Here is a 15,722-nt window from a genome sequence, read left to right as displayed (position 1 = left end):
ATAAGATTTTAAGGATGATAGTATAAGACTTTCATGCCGCTGGTCGGCACCATCCGAACAATGATAATAGAAAGCGATTATCAGGATAGAAAAGCTAAGGCTCGCTTGTGCCCTTAAGGGTGCGCTATATTTGGCGTACCCTTAAGGGCATAAACGAGCCAAGTTTTTCTAATAGCCGGTTGTTAGCTATGATATAATTGGTTGCGGGAGGAGATGTTTTGTGGCCCTAACACCAATGATGCAACAGTATTTAGACATTAAAAAACAGAATCCGGATGCCCTGTTATTTTTTCGTCTGGGGGACTTTTATGAAATGTTTTTTGAGGATGCCATCTTGGCTTCCCGGGAACTGGAAATAACCCTCACTGGACGGGAGGCTGGGGAACCGGAGCGGGTTCCCATGTGTGGGGTACCCTACCACGCCGTTGATAGCTATCTTAGCAAACTAATCGATAAGGGTTATAAAGTAGCCATTTGTGAGCAGATGGAAGATCCCAAGGCAACCAAGGGTATTGTTAAAAGGGAAGTAATCAGGGTGGTTACCCCTGGGACGGTGGTTGAGGGAAGTACCCTCAGTGAGAAGGACAACAATTATCTGGTGGCTCTGTGTGAGACGGGAACTTCGGCCTTTGGTATGGCCATAGCAGATTTATCCACCGGGTTATTTCAAGTAACCGAATTGGTTGGCCCTTGGGCCTTAGAAGACTTGCTGGATGAACTGGGGCGATTAGCTCCCAGGGAATTGCTGCTAACACCGGAGATTAATCAATATGAGAAATTAGCGCAGGTTATTCATGCTCTTAACGCCACTACCATGACAACCATAGAAGAAGATCAACTGGCTGCTGATTACATAGAAATACTAAAGGATCAATTTGGGGCTGGCATTGGCTCGGCTTATCAGGATAGGCCGGGTATTTGTATTGCTGCGGGGATGTTGCTGAAGTATTTAATCACGACACAGAAACGAAAGCTTCCCCACTTAACTGAAATCAAAGCATATTCCCCCAAGACCTTTATGGTGCTGGATAGTATCGCCCGTCGCAACCTGGAAATATCTAAATCCCTCAGGGATGGCGATAAAAAGGGGAGCTTGTTGGGGGTGCTTGATGCCACCAAAACTGCCATGGGGGGGAGAAAACTTAAAAATTGGTTGGAACAACCCCTGATTCATAGCAATAAAATTGAGGATCGTCTCGATGCAGTGGAAGAACTGGTTAACTCCCTACTGCTGCGGGATGAATTGGCCGGAGCATTAAAAAATATCTATGACCTGGAGCGTTTAGTAGCCAGAGCTTCCTATGGCAGTGCCAATGGACGTGATCTGATGGCCCTGCTGGGCTCCCTGGAAAAGCTTCCCCTAATCTATGATGCCTTGGCAAAATGCAACAGTCAATTGCTAAAAAACATTTATGAGCATTTCGATACCCTGGATGATTTACGCCAACTTCTAGGCACTGCCCTGGCGGAAAATCCGCCAATATCTTTGCGCGATGGCGGCTTAATTAAAGACGGGTATCATCAAGAGGTTGACCAGCTTAGGACAGCAGCCAGGGATGGTAAAAGGTGGCTGGCTGGGCTGGAGGCAAGGGAAAAGGAAAAGACCGGAGTTAAGAGTCTAAAGGTGGGTTTTAACAAGGTCTTTGGTTATTATCTGGAAGTTACCCGGGCTAATCTAGGAATGGTACCGGAGTATTACCAAAGAAGACAGACCCTGGCCAATGCGGAACGTTTTATTACGCCTGAGTTGAAGGAATACGAAAGTTTAATCCTAGGCGCCGAAGACAGGCTGGTGGATCTTGAATATAACTTGTTTGTTGACATTAGAAACAGAATCGCTCAGGAGGTCAACCGTATCCAACAGACTGCATCCCTGCTATCTGAAATGGACGCCCTGATAGCTCTGGCGGAGGCGGCAACCAGGTATGGTTATGTTCGCCCGGAAATATCCGATAAGGGTATCATAAAGATCAAGGACGGGCGACATCCAGTGGTGGAAAACACCCTGGGTCCGGGTGGTTTTGTACCCAATGACACCTATTTGGACAACCAGGGGGATCGGTTGTGTTTAATTACCGGCCCGAATATGGGTGGTAAAAGCACCTATCAAAGACAGGTAGCTTTAATTGTCCTCATGGCCCAGGTGGGTAGTTTTGTCCCCGCTGCCCAGGCTAATATTGGCCTGGTGGATAGGATATTTGCCAGAGTGGGTGCCTCCGATGATCTTAGCTCCGGTCAAAGTACCTTTATGGTGGAAATGTATGAAACAAAGCAAATCATTGACCATGCCACGTCAAAGAGCTTAGTCATTATAGATGAACTGGGCAGGGGCACCTCCAACTTAGAGGGGATGGCCATTGCCCAATCGGTTATTGAGTATTTGCATACTAAAGTTGGCTGTCGAACATTATTTTCCACACACTACCATGAACTTGCTGAATTAGAAGGCCTCTTGCCGGGACTTAACAACTATGCCACAGCCGTAAAGGAACAGGGGGCGGAGGTTGCCTTTCTGCGCAAGGTAGTGCGTGCCAAAGCCAGTAAAAGTTATGGGGTACACTGTGCCAGATTGGCCGGAGTACCTACCGAGATCATCCAGCGGGCAGGGGAACTGGTACAGCAGTTGGAATTTCATCAAAGGGCAGCCCAGGAAGTGGTGTCCGGTAAGACCCAAACTGCCGCAGCAGGTGAGCAGTTAGCCATATTCGCTACAACCCCAAGCGAACTGGAGACAGAAATTTTAGCCCTCAATCTCAATAACATGACACCGCTGGAAAGCCTAAACTTTTTAGCTAACTTGCAAAAAAAGCTTAGTAATAAATAGGGTTACTTCCTGTGACTCTTTGCAAAAATTGGATAAATTATGTTAAACTGAATCATGGTCTATTTAGGGAGGTCAATTGTATACTGCAGAAATAACATAGATATATAATGTTAGGAGGGCCGTCATGTTAATAGGAATCGATGTAGGCGGCACATGTACGGATGCTGTTCTACTGGATGGCGGTACTGTACGTGCAACCGCCAAGGTAGAAACCCAGGACGATTTGTTACTTTCCTTAGGGGATGCCCTGGATAACTTACTCAAGGGGGTATCTGGGCATCTCATTAAAAGGGTTGTTTTTAGTACTACCCTGGTGACTAATTTGATTGTAGAAAATAAATATGATCCTGTTGGCTTAGTGGTCTTGCCAGGTCCCGGGCGGACTTACTCAGAGCTGCGGGGACAAGATGATGTATTTTGTTTAAAGGGTGCGATGGACTACCGGGGGCGTGAAATCACAGCACTGACGGAATCTGAAATAGAGGAAGCGCTAAAGTGGCTGGAAACCAAAGGATATAACAAGGTTGCTGTGGTGGGAAAATTCTCCACCAGAAATAATAGCCATGAGCTAAGGATAACTGACTATTTAATCAAACGTCATCCCGATTGGCAGGTAGAAATGGGGCATCGGGCCGGCGGCAAATTAAATTTTCCCCGTCGGATAGCCAATACGGTTTTTTCTTGTGCCACCCGTGATAAATACCGCTACTTTGCCAATGCTGTCAGAGATGCTATGATCCGGAGAGATATCAAGGCACCTGTCTTTATCCTCAAGGCAGATGGGGGGACCTTACCCCTTACCGCCTCCGAGGAGGTGCCGATGGAAACTATTTTTTCGGGTCCGGCTGCCAGTACCCTTGGTGTGCAGGCCCTGACACCCCCCGGTGAAACCTCCCTGGTGGTGGATATTGGCGGAACCACCACCGATTTAGCACTAATTTTATCGGGGACGCCTTTGTTGGCTTCGAAGGGGGTCAAAATTGGTAATCAATTTACCCAGGTAAGGGCCTTGGCAGTTCGTTCTGTTCCCGTTGGCGGGGATAGTGTCGTGGAACGCCTGGGGAATAACTTTGTCATCTATTCCGAGAGGGTAGGTTCAGCCTATTGTTTGGGTGGTCCACTGCCTACACCAACGGATGCTTTACGGGTATTGGGTATTACAGAAATCGGAGACCAGGCCAAGGCCCATGAGGCCATGCACAAGTTAGGCTCACCCATTGGCCTGGATGACCAGACAGTGGCCCAGAAGATCGTGGATTTAGTGGTGCACAATATCGTTGAAGTCATTGAACGTATGTTCTTGGAATGGGAACAGGAACCTGCCTATCGGGTCTGGGAAGTGCTGCAAAAAAGAAAAGTACGCCCCCGCAATGTGGTGGGAGTTGGTGGTGGAGCAGCTGGCTTTGTACCACATATTGCTGCAAGAATGGGTTGCCTGCCTGTCCTACCGCCCTATGCACCGGTGGCAAATGCCATTGGGGCAGCAGTTTCTAAGCCCACCGTACAAGTCAATCTAATGGCCGACACAGAAAGACGCATCTTTATTGTAGAAGAAGAGGGTTACCAGGGGAAATTAGCAGGCAAGCTTGATCAAGTTTCCGCAGTGGAACTGGCCAAAACATGGATTGCCAAACGGGCTGAAAAAATGCAGTTGCAAGAGTATGCCACGGAAGTAGAAATTACCAATCAAGAAGTATTTAATGTGGTACGGGGCTGGCAAACCGCAGGGAGGCTTTATCATATATCTGCCCAAACACCCGGGGGAATCTTAGCCTATATCGATTCTGAGGGGGTGTTGTTAAATGAGTAAAAAAACAGGTATCATTTTTTTTCCCGCCTTTGACTGGGCAATTTCGCCAACTCACCCCGAGCGGGAAGAGAGGCTTCTTTATACCAGGGATCAAATGTTTGAAGAAGGTATTTTGGACCTCCCAGAAATTGCAGAATATTCTCCCCGCCTGGCTTCAGCCCATGATATTGCCCGGGTTCATTTTTGCGTGCCGGGGGTTGAGGAGCAAGTGTTGGATTCTCATCGCATTGCCGCCGGGTCTGCCTTGCTGCTGGGTGACAAAATAATGGGTGGGGAAATTAAAAATGGCTTTGCCTTGGTTCGCCCGCCGGGACACCATGCTATGCGGGTGGTGCATGGGAATCGAGGCTTTTGTAATATCAACAACGAAGCAATTCTGGTAGATTATCTGAGAAGGACCTACGGGATTAAAAAAATTGCCATCGTGGATACCGATGTGCACCATGGGGACGGTACCCAGGATATTTTTTATCATGATCCAGATGTACTGTTTATTTCTTTCCACCAGGATGGCAGAACCATTTATCCCGGCACAGGCTTTACCAATGAGTTAGGGGGACCTGGGGCTTATTGTGCCACCATTAACATTCCCTTACCACCGGGTGTTACGGACGCTAGTCTGCATTATGTGGTGGATAACCTGATCCTACCTATATTAAAAGATTTTCAACCGGATTTTATTGTTAACTCGGCTGGCCAGGACAACCACTTTACCGATCCCCTGGGTCGAATGAAAATTACAGCCCAGGGCTATGCCAGATTAACAGAGAAATTAAAACCGGATCTGGCGGTGCTGGAAGGTGGCTATGCCATTGAGACGGCTTTACCCTATGTCAACCTGGCCATCCTGTTGGCTTTGGCCGGGAAGGATTATACATCAGTGGTTGAACCGGAATATGACCCGGCTAGCTTTAAAGAAAGTCCTCAGGTAACCTCTGAGGTTAAGCGGATTGTCGAGGAATTACAGAACCTCTGGGCCAACCGGCATCAATTTGATAAGTATTCCCTAGCTAAGGGGAAAAAAGTTTTGCAAACCTCAAAACCGATTTATTATGATACACACCATATAGAGGAACAGCAAATCGAAAGGGTTCATCTCTGTGAACAGTGTCCTGGTTTTCTAAGTTTTGAGTCCCAGGCCTATCATCCCGACGGCAAACATTATCATGTTTATGCCGTGACCATACCCTTCCAGGCCTGTGCAGATTGTCAAAGGGAAGCCAGGGATCATTATGAAGCGTCTAAGCAACGGAAGTTTGATTTTAGCTACTTGCAGGATAAGCTAAGTGATACCTTTTTGATTTATGAGCGGGCGCAAGATAAAGAAGTTCGTTCTAAGGGTTAGGGGTGACGTGACAACTTGGCAAGCATTATCCTTTTGGATGAATTCACGGCAAACAAAATTGCTGCGGGTGAAGTAGTAGAGCGCCCGGTTTCTGTGGTCAAGGAATTAGTTGAGAATGGTCTGGATGCCGGGGCAACCAGAATTATTGTGGAACTAATCCAAGGAGGCTTAACCTCCATCAAGGTAGTCGATAATGGGTCAGGCATGTCCGGTGCAGATGCAGAGCTCTGCTTTCAACGTCACGCCACCAGTAAAATTAAAGCCCCAGAGGACCTAAGCAGCATCTTAACCCTGGGCTTTCGGGGCGAGGCCTTACCCAGTATCGCTGCGGTGGCCAAGGTAACCCTAACCACCAGAACAGCGAATGACCTTGCAGGTACAACGGTTCAAATTGAAGGGGGCCTCATCCAAAGTGTTACCCCTGTTGGTTGTCCCATTGGAACAACCATTGATGTAAAGGACCTATTTTATAATACACCTGCCAGAAGAAAATTTCTCAAATCTGCTAATGCTGAGACCAGTCAGGTAAGTGATCTGCTAACGAGACTTGCCATGGCCCGTCCAGATGTTCGGTTTGAATTATATAGTGGAAAAAAGCAGCTTTTCGCCAGTCCTGGCAAGGATTCTCTAAAAGATGCCGTGGCTGTCATTTATGGATTAGATAATGTTAGGAGTATGTTGGAGGTTAACTATCAGGGCAACCTGGTTAGAGTAGCTGGCTTAATATCTAAGCCAGTATTAACCAGGGCTTCCAGGCATTATCAAAATTTCTTTTTGAACGGACGATATATTCGGAGTGTTTTTTTATCATCGATCATCCAAAGGTCCTTTGAAACGTTAATTCCACCGGGCCGCTTTCCCATTGCAGTTTTACGAATAGATATTGACCCCAACCAGGTCGATGTCAATGTTCACCCAACAAAAATGGAAGTGCGTCTAGCCAGAGAAAAGGAAATTGAAGAAGAATTAATGGAAGCCCTTCGTCTTTCCCTAAATGCCCCAGAGGCTATCACAGGCCTATGGGAAATGATGCCCGGTAGAAATAGTCCTCCGCAAACGGAGGCAGCCACTGCTGCAAAGGAAGAAGCTGTAGCCAATAAGGAATCTGTTGATCCCAAGGTCACCAACCTGGAGCAGCCAATTAAAACAGAGGCTCCTAAATACGACCAGGGACAGCTTCGGTTTAATAACCACCGTAATATTTCTGCCCCTTTGGCCAAACAGAGCTTTTTCCCCAGGGAACAGAAAGAGACCCTAACAAAGATTTCTCAACCGCGTCTGGAAGAAAACAAAAGCCCTTACCAAACAGAGACCGCGGTGGAATTTCCTGACCTGACACCACTGGGACAGCTACCTCCCACTTATTTACTGGCCCATGGCATCGGTGGTTTATATATTATTGATCAACACGCTGCTCACGAACGTGTTTTATATGAGAAATACCTTGATTCACTTAGCTCAAATGTAGAAGCCCAAATGCTGCTGGAACCCCTGGCACTGGAACTGCCTCACCACGAAGCACAATTAATTGTGCAACATATTGTGGAGCTAAATGAAATAGGATTTATATTGGAACATTTTGGTGGGGATACCTTTTTGCTGCGGGGTGCACCGATCAATGCCATAGCCGAAGCAAAGGAAGTCTTTCTGGATCTGCTGGCAAGGCTCCAAGGGGATTTTGTCCAGAAAATAGATAAAAACAAGGTTATTGATCAATTGGCAGCAGCGATGGCCTGCCGGGATGCGGTAAAAGCCGGCCAAAGTTTTAATGCCTTAGAGACCAAGGCACTGCTCGATGGGTTGACCCAGTGTCAAAAACCCTATACTTGTCCTCACGGCAGACCAACCTTAATCCAGATTAGTCAAGAGGAGCTGAAAAAAAGGTTCAAACGATGAATAGTTCTATTATTATTACCACCGGCATAAAAAGCAGTAATCAGCTAGAAGAAAGGGCCCTGGAGTTAAGTCAGGAGATCAATCTACCCTACTATCAAAGAAAAAAATATTCTCTCCAAGCCCTAAGAGAAATGACTGGTGCAGCAGCTATTCTAATGGTAAGTCCAAAGCGATTGTCCCTGGTTATTGATGATCAAGAACTTTTTTTTCATCCAGGATTAGCCAAATTGCGTATAAAGGAAATACAGGCTGGGAAAACTGACCAAATGATCAAAGCAATGGATTTACAGGAAGGTAATTCATTGTTAGATTGTACCCTGGGACTGGCTGCTGATGCCTTGGTGGCCAGTTATGTGGTGGGTCCTCGGGGAACCATCGTGGGGTTGGAAGACGCCAAGCCTGTGGCGGAAATAGTCAGTCGGGGTCTTTGTACTTATACTGGCGAAAAGCCGGAGCTAATCAATGCCATGCGACGCATTAAAGTGATGAATGAGCATCATCTCCAATACCTTTGTAAGCTGCCCAGCAACGCCTTTGATGTGGTTTATTTTGACCCCATGTTTCGAGTGCCCAAAACAAAATCAAGTTCGATGGCCCCATTAAGGTTTTTTGCCAATAGCAACCCTTTATCCAATGAAGCCATTGTTGAGGCGGTTCGTGTGGCTAGAAAGAAGGTGGTCATGAAAGAAAGCCGTGAGAGTCAAGAATTCCAACGCTTGAACTTTCACAAGGTACAGGGGGGACGCTATTCCCCGGTGGCCTATGGCGTTATTCAAAAGGATGTGTTTTAAGTGCCATTAAAGTCGTTAATCGCTATTGTTGGTCCTACGGCTGCGGGCAAAACGGATGTTGCCATAGAGTTAGCTAAAATAATCAATGGGGAAATCATATCGGCTGATTCCATGTTAGTTTATCGGCATATGAATATTGGCACCGCTAAACCCACATTTGAAGAGATGCAAGGAATTCCCCATCATCTGATTGATCTCGTAGAACCAGATGAGGAATTTAGTGTGGCCATGTATCAGAATAAGGCAGAGCAGCTCATTGACGATATTACGAGGGATGGGCATTTACCCATACTGGTGGGCGGAACAGGTTTGTATGTACGGTCGGTAATCGATCATTATGACTTTACCCCTCCTGCGAAAGAAAATCGTCTCAGGGAAGAACTTAAAAGTGAAGCGGCAAGGGTAGGGGCCGAGGCAATGCACAGGAAACTTTCTGAGGTAGACCCGGAATCTGCCGAACGCTTACACCCCAATGATTTAAGAAGGGTTATCCGGGCTTTGGAAGTATATTACCAAACGGGCAAAACAATTTCAGAGTACCAGTACATCCGTAAAGAAGATCCACCCAAATATAACCTAAAAATGTTTGGTCTAACGATGGATCGGCAATTACTATATAAAAGGATTGAACAACGGGTAGATTTGATGTTGGAAAAAGGTCTGGTCGATGAAGTGAAAAATTTGCTAAAGCAGTATGAAACATGGGGTACTGCACTGCAAGGCTTAGGTTACAAGGAGATTGTTCGTTATCTAAAGGGAGAATGTTCTTTAGAGGAAGCCGCGGAAATTCTAAAACGCAACACTAGGCGTTTTGCCAAGCGTCAACTTACCTGGTTTCGGGCTGACCAAAGGATTCATTGGCTTAATATGGAGCACTTTGAAAATAAAAAAGCCATTGCGAAGGAAATTAAGAGACAGATGGCAGGAGATTTATTAACTACGTAGAATGAGTTAAGATACATAATATAGAAAATACATAAATAGAAAATTTTTACCAATGGAGGGAACCCTCATGACTAAACCCCAAATAAATTTACAAGATGCTTTTTTAAATCAGGTACGCAAGGAAAATATACCTGTAACCATTTTTCTTATTAATGGTTTTCAATTAAAAGGGATGGTTAGGGGTTTTGATAATTTTACAGTGATTTTGGAAAGTGATGGCAAGCAGTTAATGGTATACAAACATGCTATTTCCACCATTAGCCCACTGCGTGCGGTTAATACTTCCTTTTCGGAAAATAAAGCATAAAATCAGGCCCCTTCAATGCCCCTCCTGATGGAGGGGTTTTTGTTTTCCTTGGTCACTATTCGATCCTCCGAGCGTATAATGTTTAAAAAGCGCAAAATTTACCCGGAGGTGGCTCCTATGGTTAGAATAAGAATGTGGCAGAACCCGCCCAGACCAGAACCGCCAAGGCAGGGGGGATTGATCAAAAGACCTTCTTTACCTGCTAAACAACCAGCCCAACAGGATAAAGCCCCGTCCCCTGGTGAAATAAACCGTAAGGCTGCTCAGGAAATACTAGGTGAACTGGATCTTTTAATTGGCCTTGACAGTGTAAAAAAACTAGTTAAGGAAATTCAAGCCTTTGTAGAAATCCAGAAACTTAGACAAAAGGAAAAATTAATTTTTGAACCCATGGTTTTACATATGATTTTTAAAGGGAACCCTGGTACCGGTAAAACCACTGTGGCTAGAATTATTGGCCGGCTGTTTAAAGAGATGGGGGTTTTACCGAAGGGACATCTCATTGAGGTGGAGCGGGCTGATTTAGTAGGTGAGTACATTGGACATACGGCAGCCAAAACCCGCGATCAAATAAAAAAGGCCGTTGGCGGCATCCTATTTATTGATGAAGCCTATTCTTTAGCCAGGGGCGGCGAGAAGGATTTCGGTAAGGAAGCCATTGATGCCATGGTTACCAGCATGGAAAACAATAAGGACAATCTAATCATCATCCTAGCTGGTTATCAGGATGAAATGGACTATTTTTTGGAAACCAACCCCGGCCTGCGCTCTCGTTTTCCCATCCATATTACTTTCCCGGATTACTCCATTGATGATTTAATGAAAATTGCCGGTCTTATGCTCAAACAACGTCAATATCAACTGGCATCGCCAGCGGCGGCGGAATTAGCAAAAATAATAGAGCAACAGACCAGAAGGCATGAACATAGTGGCAACGCTAGACTGGTACGCAATTTGATTGAACGGGCCATGCGCCTGCAGGCCGTTCGTCTAGTTAGCAAAAAGGACATTTCACGACAGGATCTGATGACGATCAACAAAGAAGACTTGACAGAGGCCCTGGAGGAAATATAATACCTTCAGGGTCAAAATTTTTTTACATAAACGGAGGAACTATGCAAGCAAATATTTTAGAAAGTCTGGCCAACGAAGTGGAAACCGAAGTACAAGCGGTTTACCGAGACATCGAGGCAATGGCCATGAAAAACCATCAAAGGGTGCTGGAGGGTTTTCATCTGGCGAGGACAGCCGATTATCATTTGCGGGGTACAACTGGCTATGGCTATAATGATGCTGGCCGGGATGCCCTGGAAAAAATATATGCCCATGTTTTTGGTGCCGAAGCAGCTTTGGTTAGGGGACAAATTGTGTCTGGAACCCATGCCATAGCCATTGCTTTGTTTGGTCTCCTAAGGCCTGGGGATGAATTACTGGCGGTCCAGGGTTCCCCCTATGATACCTTGGAAGAAATCATTGGCAAAAGGGGCAATGCCTCTGGTTCCCTCAAGGATTTTGGCGTTTCTTATAACCAGGTGGAATTGACTTCCGGGGGAACCCTTGCTTGGGATAACATAAAGGAAGCATTAAATCCCCGTACGAAAGTTGTTCTTATTCAAAGGTCCCGGGGCTATGCCTGGCGACCACCGTTAACCATGCAGGAACTGCAAAAATTAGTAGGATTTATCAGGGAACATGCCCCTCAGGTATATGTATTTGTGGACAATTGCTATGGCGAGTTAGTAGAAAACCTGGAGCCAACGGCTGTGGGAGCGGACCTAGCCGCCGGCTCTCTGATGAAAAATCCTGGCGGCGGGTTAGCCCCCACCGGCGGCTATGTTGTGGGGAGAAAGGATCTGGTTGAAGCTGCTTCCCATCGATGGACAGCACCGGGAATTGGGGCAGAAGTGGGTCCGTCCCTGGATGTGCAAAGACTTTTAATGCAGGGTATTTTTCTGGCACCCCATGTTGTGGCAGAGGCTCTCAAGGGGGCCGTGTTTGCTGCCAGGTTATTTGAGCGATTAGGCTTTAACGTATCGCCTGCCTTTGACGAACCAAGGTCCGATATTATTCAGGCCATTGCCTTGGAAACACCGGCAAGGTTAGTGGCCTTTTGCCGGGGGATTCAAGAGGCTTCCCCTGTGGATGCCCATGCCTTGCCAGAACCAGACTATATGCCTGGTTATGAAGATGATGTAATCATGGCTGCGGGAACCTTTGTCCAAGGAGCCTCTTTGGAATTAACCGCAGATGCTCCTTTGCGGCAACCCTATGCTGTGTATCTGCAAGGTGGGTTATCCAAGGAATATGTTCGCATTGGTGTCATAAACGCGGCAAAAAATGTATTGCAAGTGAAATAGAAAATAGCCATCCGCTTTCAGTTTGGAAAAGGCCATAGTCCTTGGGCTTCGTGATTATTTTGCCTTTGGGTTCTTGCTTATGGCCCACGGCAGGTTGTTTTTTCGAAACTTACCTTTATGTTCCAAGGGTATTAATGAAATAACTGGCAGTTGGGTATATAATAAGATAAGACAGAGGTCTTATCTTATTATTTTTCTGGAGGGATTCCCTTTGAGAGAGTATCGCGTTTTATCACCGACAGCCATTCTTGGCTACGGTTTTCCTGAAGAATCGTTTCGGGCTGGCTTGGATCGTAACCCTCATTTAATTGCTGTTGATGCTGGTTCTACGGACCCAGGACCGTACTATTTGGGTGCCGGCGTATCATTTACTGACCGAACAGCGGTCAAACGGGACTTAGAATTAATGATTGAGGCAGGGTTGGCAAGGGATATTCCTGTTGTCATTGGTACAGCCGGTGGCTGTGGAGCAGAGGCACATCTGCAGTGGAACTTGGAGATAATTCTTGAGTTAGCCAGAGAGAAAAAATGGCAGTTTCCTTTGGGTATTATCCATGCCGAACTTAGTAAGGAGTATATTTTGGATGCCTTTCGGGCCAACAAGATTTCTCCCCTGCATCCTGCCCCGGAACTCACTGAAACTGAAATAACTGCCACTGAAAGAATTGTCGGGCAGATGGGACCAGAAGCGGTAATAGAAGTCCTGGCAAAGGGTGCGAAGGTTGTGCTTGCCGGCAGGTCTTACGACCCAGCAGTCTTTAGTGCCGCTGCACTAATGGCAGGCTTTGATAAGGGTTTGGCCATCCATATGGGTAAAATTTTAGAGTGCGGTGCCATAGCAGCCTCCCCTGGCAGCGGCAGTGATTGTTTATTGGGCACCCTAAGGGAAGATTGTTTTATAGTGGAACCCTTAAATCCCAGCCGCTCCTGCACAACTACTTCGGTGGCTGCCCATACCCTTTATGAGAAAACAAATCCCTATATTTTACCTGGTCCTGGCGGTATATTGGATCTCAGTGCAACAACCTTTAGCCAAGAGAACGAAAGGGCTGTTCGGGTAGCAGGCAGTAAATTTATCCCCAGTGAAAAATATACCGTCAAATTAGAAGGGGCTAAAAGAGTAGGATTTCGTACTGTATCCATAGCAGGTTGCCGTGACCCCATTATGATCGGACAAATAGATCATATCGTAGAGGCTGTGCGGGAACGGGTTAAAGACAATTTTAAGCGGTACGGCTATGCGTATTTCCTGCATTTTAACATCTATGGCAAGGATGGGGTAATGGGTAAGCTTGAACCTCAACCGGCAATAACGACACATGAGTTGGGCATTATTATTGAGGCTGTGGCAGAAACCCAAGAAATAGCGAATACCATTTGCAGCTTTGCCCGATCCACCATGCTTCACTATGGCTATCCTGGGCGGGTAGCTACAGCTGGCAACCTGGCCTTTCCCTATTCCCCTTCGGACTTTAAGGCCGGAGCTGTTTACAACTTTAATATTTATCACTTATTACAGGTTGATGATCCCGTGGCATTGTTTCCATTTGAAATCATTCATGCAGGGGAGGAAAAATAATGTCAAAGGCTAAATTAACTGAGTTGGCTTCGGTTATTCGAAGTAAAAATTCTGGACCCTATGAACTAACCTTAGATGTTATTTTTAAGGATCAAAAATCATATGAAGCTGCCTGTACAGCGAAGGTAATCAATAAAACTACCGTTGCAAAACTCTATGGCATTCCTGAGACGGATGTCATAGGAATTGTCGAATTTTCTCCTGCCTACGCCATCAAGGCTACCATTGTACGGCCCTACCCATCCGGTGCCCTTGGTGAAACCGATGTCTATGGTGCTCAACAGCATGCCCCTTTATTGGACCTAGAGATAGAAGTCTAAAAGGGCCATACCAGTTTCGGCAAAAAATACAAAAATTCGAGGTTTGTCCCAAAACCGTAAGATAAATAGTAATAATTTTATCTTTTGCAGTAATTTAGCTAATTTACAAATTGGGTTTATAGACTATATAATAAATAAAGGATATTAGATTTTATAACAGGAGGAGATAAATCCTTGTTTTGCAACGATGATCAGCCTATGTTTAACATAGGCGTTATTGCCGAACTTTTAAAGGTACATCCAGAGACCCTTCGTATTTGGGAAAAGCACAAGCTAGTTGAACCTGCCCGTCGCAATAAACAGAGGTTATATAGTAATAACGATGTTAAAAGACTTCAGTTTATTCATTATCTCATTAATGAAAAAGGACTGAATATCGCAGGTGTGCTACAGATTATTAGTATGTATCCCTGCTGGGATATCAAGTATTGTGACGGTGGTAGTCAACAAAAGGGTGAAAATGTAAACTTAAACAAGCCCTGTTGGAAGGAACAAGGTGCATATTGTTATGTCATAGAGGATAAGGCAGAACACTGCAGCATGTGTCCACACTACAATAAAGATTGCCAATCAAACTCAAACTAGCAAAGATCCAACAAAAAAAGGTCGCTATGCGACCTTTTTATATTTTTCTCATTAGTCCAACCACTTTGCCAAGTATTTTAATGTCTCTTACAAAAATGGGAGATAGGAGGCTGTTTTCGGGTTGAAGCCGAATGCCATCTTTTTCTTTGAAAAATCTTTTCACGGTGGCCTCGTCTTCTAATAATGCGACGACTATTTCACCATTATTGGCGGATTCCTGCCTTCTCACTAAAACAAGGTCGCCGGGTAAAATACCAGCTTCGATCATACTGTTGCCCCGCACGGTAAGCATGAAGAAATCACCATAACCAGTAAAACTCCTGGGTAAAGTAACCTTTTCATCAAAATTTTCAACGGCTAAAAGGGGGACCCCGGCAGCCACTTCTCCCAGCATAGGAATATTGATCATCTCTTCGTATTGGTTATCCGGCTGCTCAGGGAATGAAGCAGGGCTGGTATCGGCCGAATCCGTGTTAATAATTTCAATGGCTCTTGGTTTGGTAGGATCCCGTCGCAGATAACCCTTTTGTTCTAATCTTTTTAAGTAAGAGTGAACGGTAGAACTGGATGAAAGACCAACTATTTCCCCAATTTCCCTAACTGACGGGGGATAACCCTTTTGCTTGACATTTTCTATAATAACCCTTAAAACTTCTGATTCCCTAGGATTTAACATCGGGGTTCACAACCTTTCACAAAGAAAAATAAGGTTAATCATGATTTGGTATATTATATCATACTCTGGATCAAGATAAAAACATTTGTTCGATGTTATTTTAAATCAATCGGGTAGAATAAACAGTAGAATGAATATATGTTTATTGTAAAAAATGGTATATTAATAGTAGTTGTTAGCCTGAGCAGTGGCGAGGGATCTTTTCTTTCATTGAGAGGTTAGACCCAAGATCCTTCGCTGTGGTTCAGGATGACATAAAATTTTCATTCTTTGATGGTGCCGGTAAC

At 45.4% G+C, this 15,722-nt stretch carries 13 protein-coding genes; 12 read left to right on the top strand and 1 reads right to left on the bottom strand.

Features of this window, described 5'->3' with window-relative positions; all coding sequences use genetic code 11:
* Positions 1-235 precede the first annotated feature (235 nt).
* The 12 genes from mutS (at position 236) to AC1U9Z_RS03160 (ending at position 14,759) form a co-directional block, all read left to right on the top strand.
* Positions 236-2,824, top strand: coding sequence for a DNA mismatch repair protein MutS (gene mutS / locus AC1U9Z_RS03215; protein ID WP_479955803.1), 2,589 nt, complete (start codon positions 236-238; stop codon positions 2,822-2,824).
* Positions 2,825-2,948: 124 nt separating this feature from the next.
* A complete protein-coding gene (locus AC1U9Z_RS03210; protein ID WP_479955680.1) occupies positions 2,949-4,634 on the top strand; it encodes a hydantoinase/oxoprolinase family protein in 1,686 nt (561 codons plus the stop codon).
* Entirely contained in the window at positions 4,627-5,979 is a 1,353-nt protein-coding gene (locus AC1U9Z_RS03205; RefSeq protein WP_479955679.1) for a histone deacetylase family protein, read from the top strand. The genes AC1U9Z_RS03210 and AC1U9Z_RS03205 overlap by 8 nt, the downstream gene beginning before the upstream one ends.
* Before the next feature lie 15 nt (positions 5,980-5,994).
* The gene (gene mutL / locus AC1U9Z_RS03200) at positions 5,995-7,875 is read left to right on the top strand and encodes a DNA mismatch repair endonuclease MutL (RefSeq protein WP_479955678.1); all 1,881 of its coding nucleotides are present in this window, start codon (positions 5,995-5,997) and stop codon (positions 7,873-7,875) included.
* Positions 7,872-8,666: a class I SAM-dependent methyltransferase gene (locus tag AC1U9Z_RS03195; RefSeq protein ID WP_479955677.1), complete on the top strand. Its 795-nt coding sequence runs from the start codon at positions 7,872-7,874 to the stop codon at positions 8,664-8,666. The genes mutL and AC1U9Z_RS03195 overlap by 4 nt, the downstream gene beginning before the upstream one ends.
* Positions 8,667-9,611 (top strand): tRNA (adenosine(37)-N6)-dimethylallyltransferase MiaA, encoded by a 945-nt coding sequence (gene miaA, locus AC1U9Z_RS03190; RefSeq protein ID WP_479955676.1) that lies wholly within the window; start codon positions 8,667-8,669, stop codon positions 9,609-9,611.
* A 67-nt stretch (positions 9,612-9,678) separates the two neighbouring features.
* Positions 9,679-9,918: an RNA chaperone Hfq gene (gene hfq, locus AC1U9Z_RS03185; protein WP_333531156.1), complete on the top strand. Its 240-nt coding sequence runs from the start codon at positions 9,679-9,681 to the stop codon at positions 9,916-9,918.
* Positions 9,919-10,035: 117 nt separating this feature from the next.
* Positions 10,036-10,992: an AAA family ATPase gene (locus AC1U9Z_RS03180; RefSeq protein WP_479955675.1), complete on the top strand. Its 957-nt coding sequence runs from the start codon at positions 10,036-10,038 to the stop codon at positions 10,990-10,992.
* A gap of 41 nt (positions 10,993-11,033) precedes the next feature.
* Positions 11,034-12,275, top strand: a complete 1,242-nt coding sequence (locus AC1U9Z_RS03175) for a methionine gamma-lyase family protein (protein WP_479955674.1) — start codon at positions 11,034-11,036, stop codon at positions 12,273-12,275.
* Between the two features lie 211 nt (positions 12,276-12,486).
* A complete protein-coding gene (locus AC1U9Z_RS03170; RefSeq protein WP_333531159.1) occupies positions 12,487-13,854 on the top strand; it encodes an acyclic terpene utilization AtuA family protein in 1,368 nt (455 codons plus the stop codon).
* Positions 13,854-14,174 carry a DUF4387 domain-containing protein gene (locus AC1U9Z_RS03165; protein WP_333531160.1) on the top strand — a complete coding sequence of 107 codons (321 nt, stop codon included), beginning with the start codon at positions 13,854-13,856 and terminating at the stop codon, positions 14,172-14,174. Before AC1U9Z_RS03170 ends, AC1U9Z_RS03165 begins: the two co-directional genes overlap by 1 nt.
* Before the next feature lie 174 nt (positions 14,175-14,348).
* Positions 14,349-14,759, top strand: a complete 411-nt coding sequence (locus AC1U9Z_RS03160) for a MerR family transcriptional regulator (RefSeq protein WP_479955673.1) — start codon at positions 14,349-14,351, stop codon at positions 14,757-14,759.
* Positions 14,760-14,796: 37 nt separating this feature from the next.
* Here AC1U9Z_RS03160 and lexA read toward each other — a convergent pair whose 3' ends face one another.
* The gene (gene lexA / locus AC1U9Z_RS03155) at positions 14,797-15,435 is read right to left on the bottom strand and encodes a transcriptional repressor LexA (protein ID WP_479955672.1); all 639 of its coding nucleotides are present in this window, start codon (positions 15,433-15,435) and stop codon (positions 14,797-14,799) included.
* Positions 15,436-15,722 lie beyond the last annotated feature (287 nt).

The sequence above is a fragment of the Desulfotomaculum sp. genome, from assembly GCF_982386235.1.
The sequence above is the reverse complement of the archived record's forward strand: the minus strand, read 5'-3'. Positions and strand labels throughout refer to the sequence as shown.

Coding starts and splice junctions, on each gene's coding strand:
- AC1U9Z_RS03205 (WP_479955679.1), top strand. CDS start 4,627: ATGAGTAAAAAAACAGGTATCATTTTTTTTCCCGCCTTTGACTGGGCA.
- mutS (WP_479955803.1), top strand. CDS start 236: ATGATGCAACAGTATTTAGACATTAAAAAACAGAATCCGGATGCCCTG.
- AC1U9Z_RS03175 (WP_479955674.1), top strand. CDS start 11,034: ATGCAAGCAAATATTTTAGAAAGTCTGGCCAACGAAGTGGAAACCGAA.
- lexA (WP_479955672.1), bottom strand. CDS start 15,435: ATGTTAAATCCTAGGGAATCAGAAGTTTTAAGGGTTATTATAGAAAAT.
- AC1U9Z_RS03180 (WP_479955675.1), top strand. CDS start 10,036: ATGGTTAGAATAAGAATGTGGCAGAACCCGCCCAGACCAGAACCGCCA.
- hfq (WP_333531156.1), top strand. CDS start 9,679: ATGACTAAACCCCAAATAAATTTACAAGATGCTTTTTTAAATCAGGTA.
- AC1U9Z_RS03210 (WP_479955680.1), top strand. CDS start 2,949: ATGTTAATAGGAATCGATGTAGGCGGCACATGTACGGATGCTGTTCTA.
- AC1U9Z_RS03195 (WP_479955677.1), top strand. CDS start 7,872: ATGAATAGTTCTATTATTATTACCACCGGCATAAAAAGCAGTAATCAG.
- AC1U9Z_RS03165 (WP_333531160.1), top strand. CDS start 13,854: ATGTCAAAGGCTAAATTAACTGAGTTGGCTTCGGTTATTCGAAGTAAA.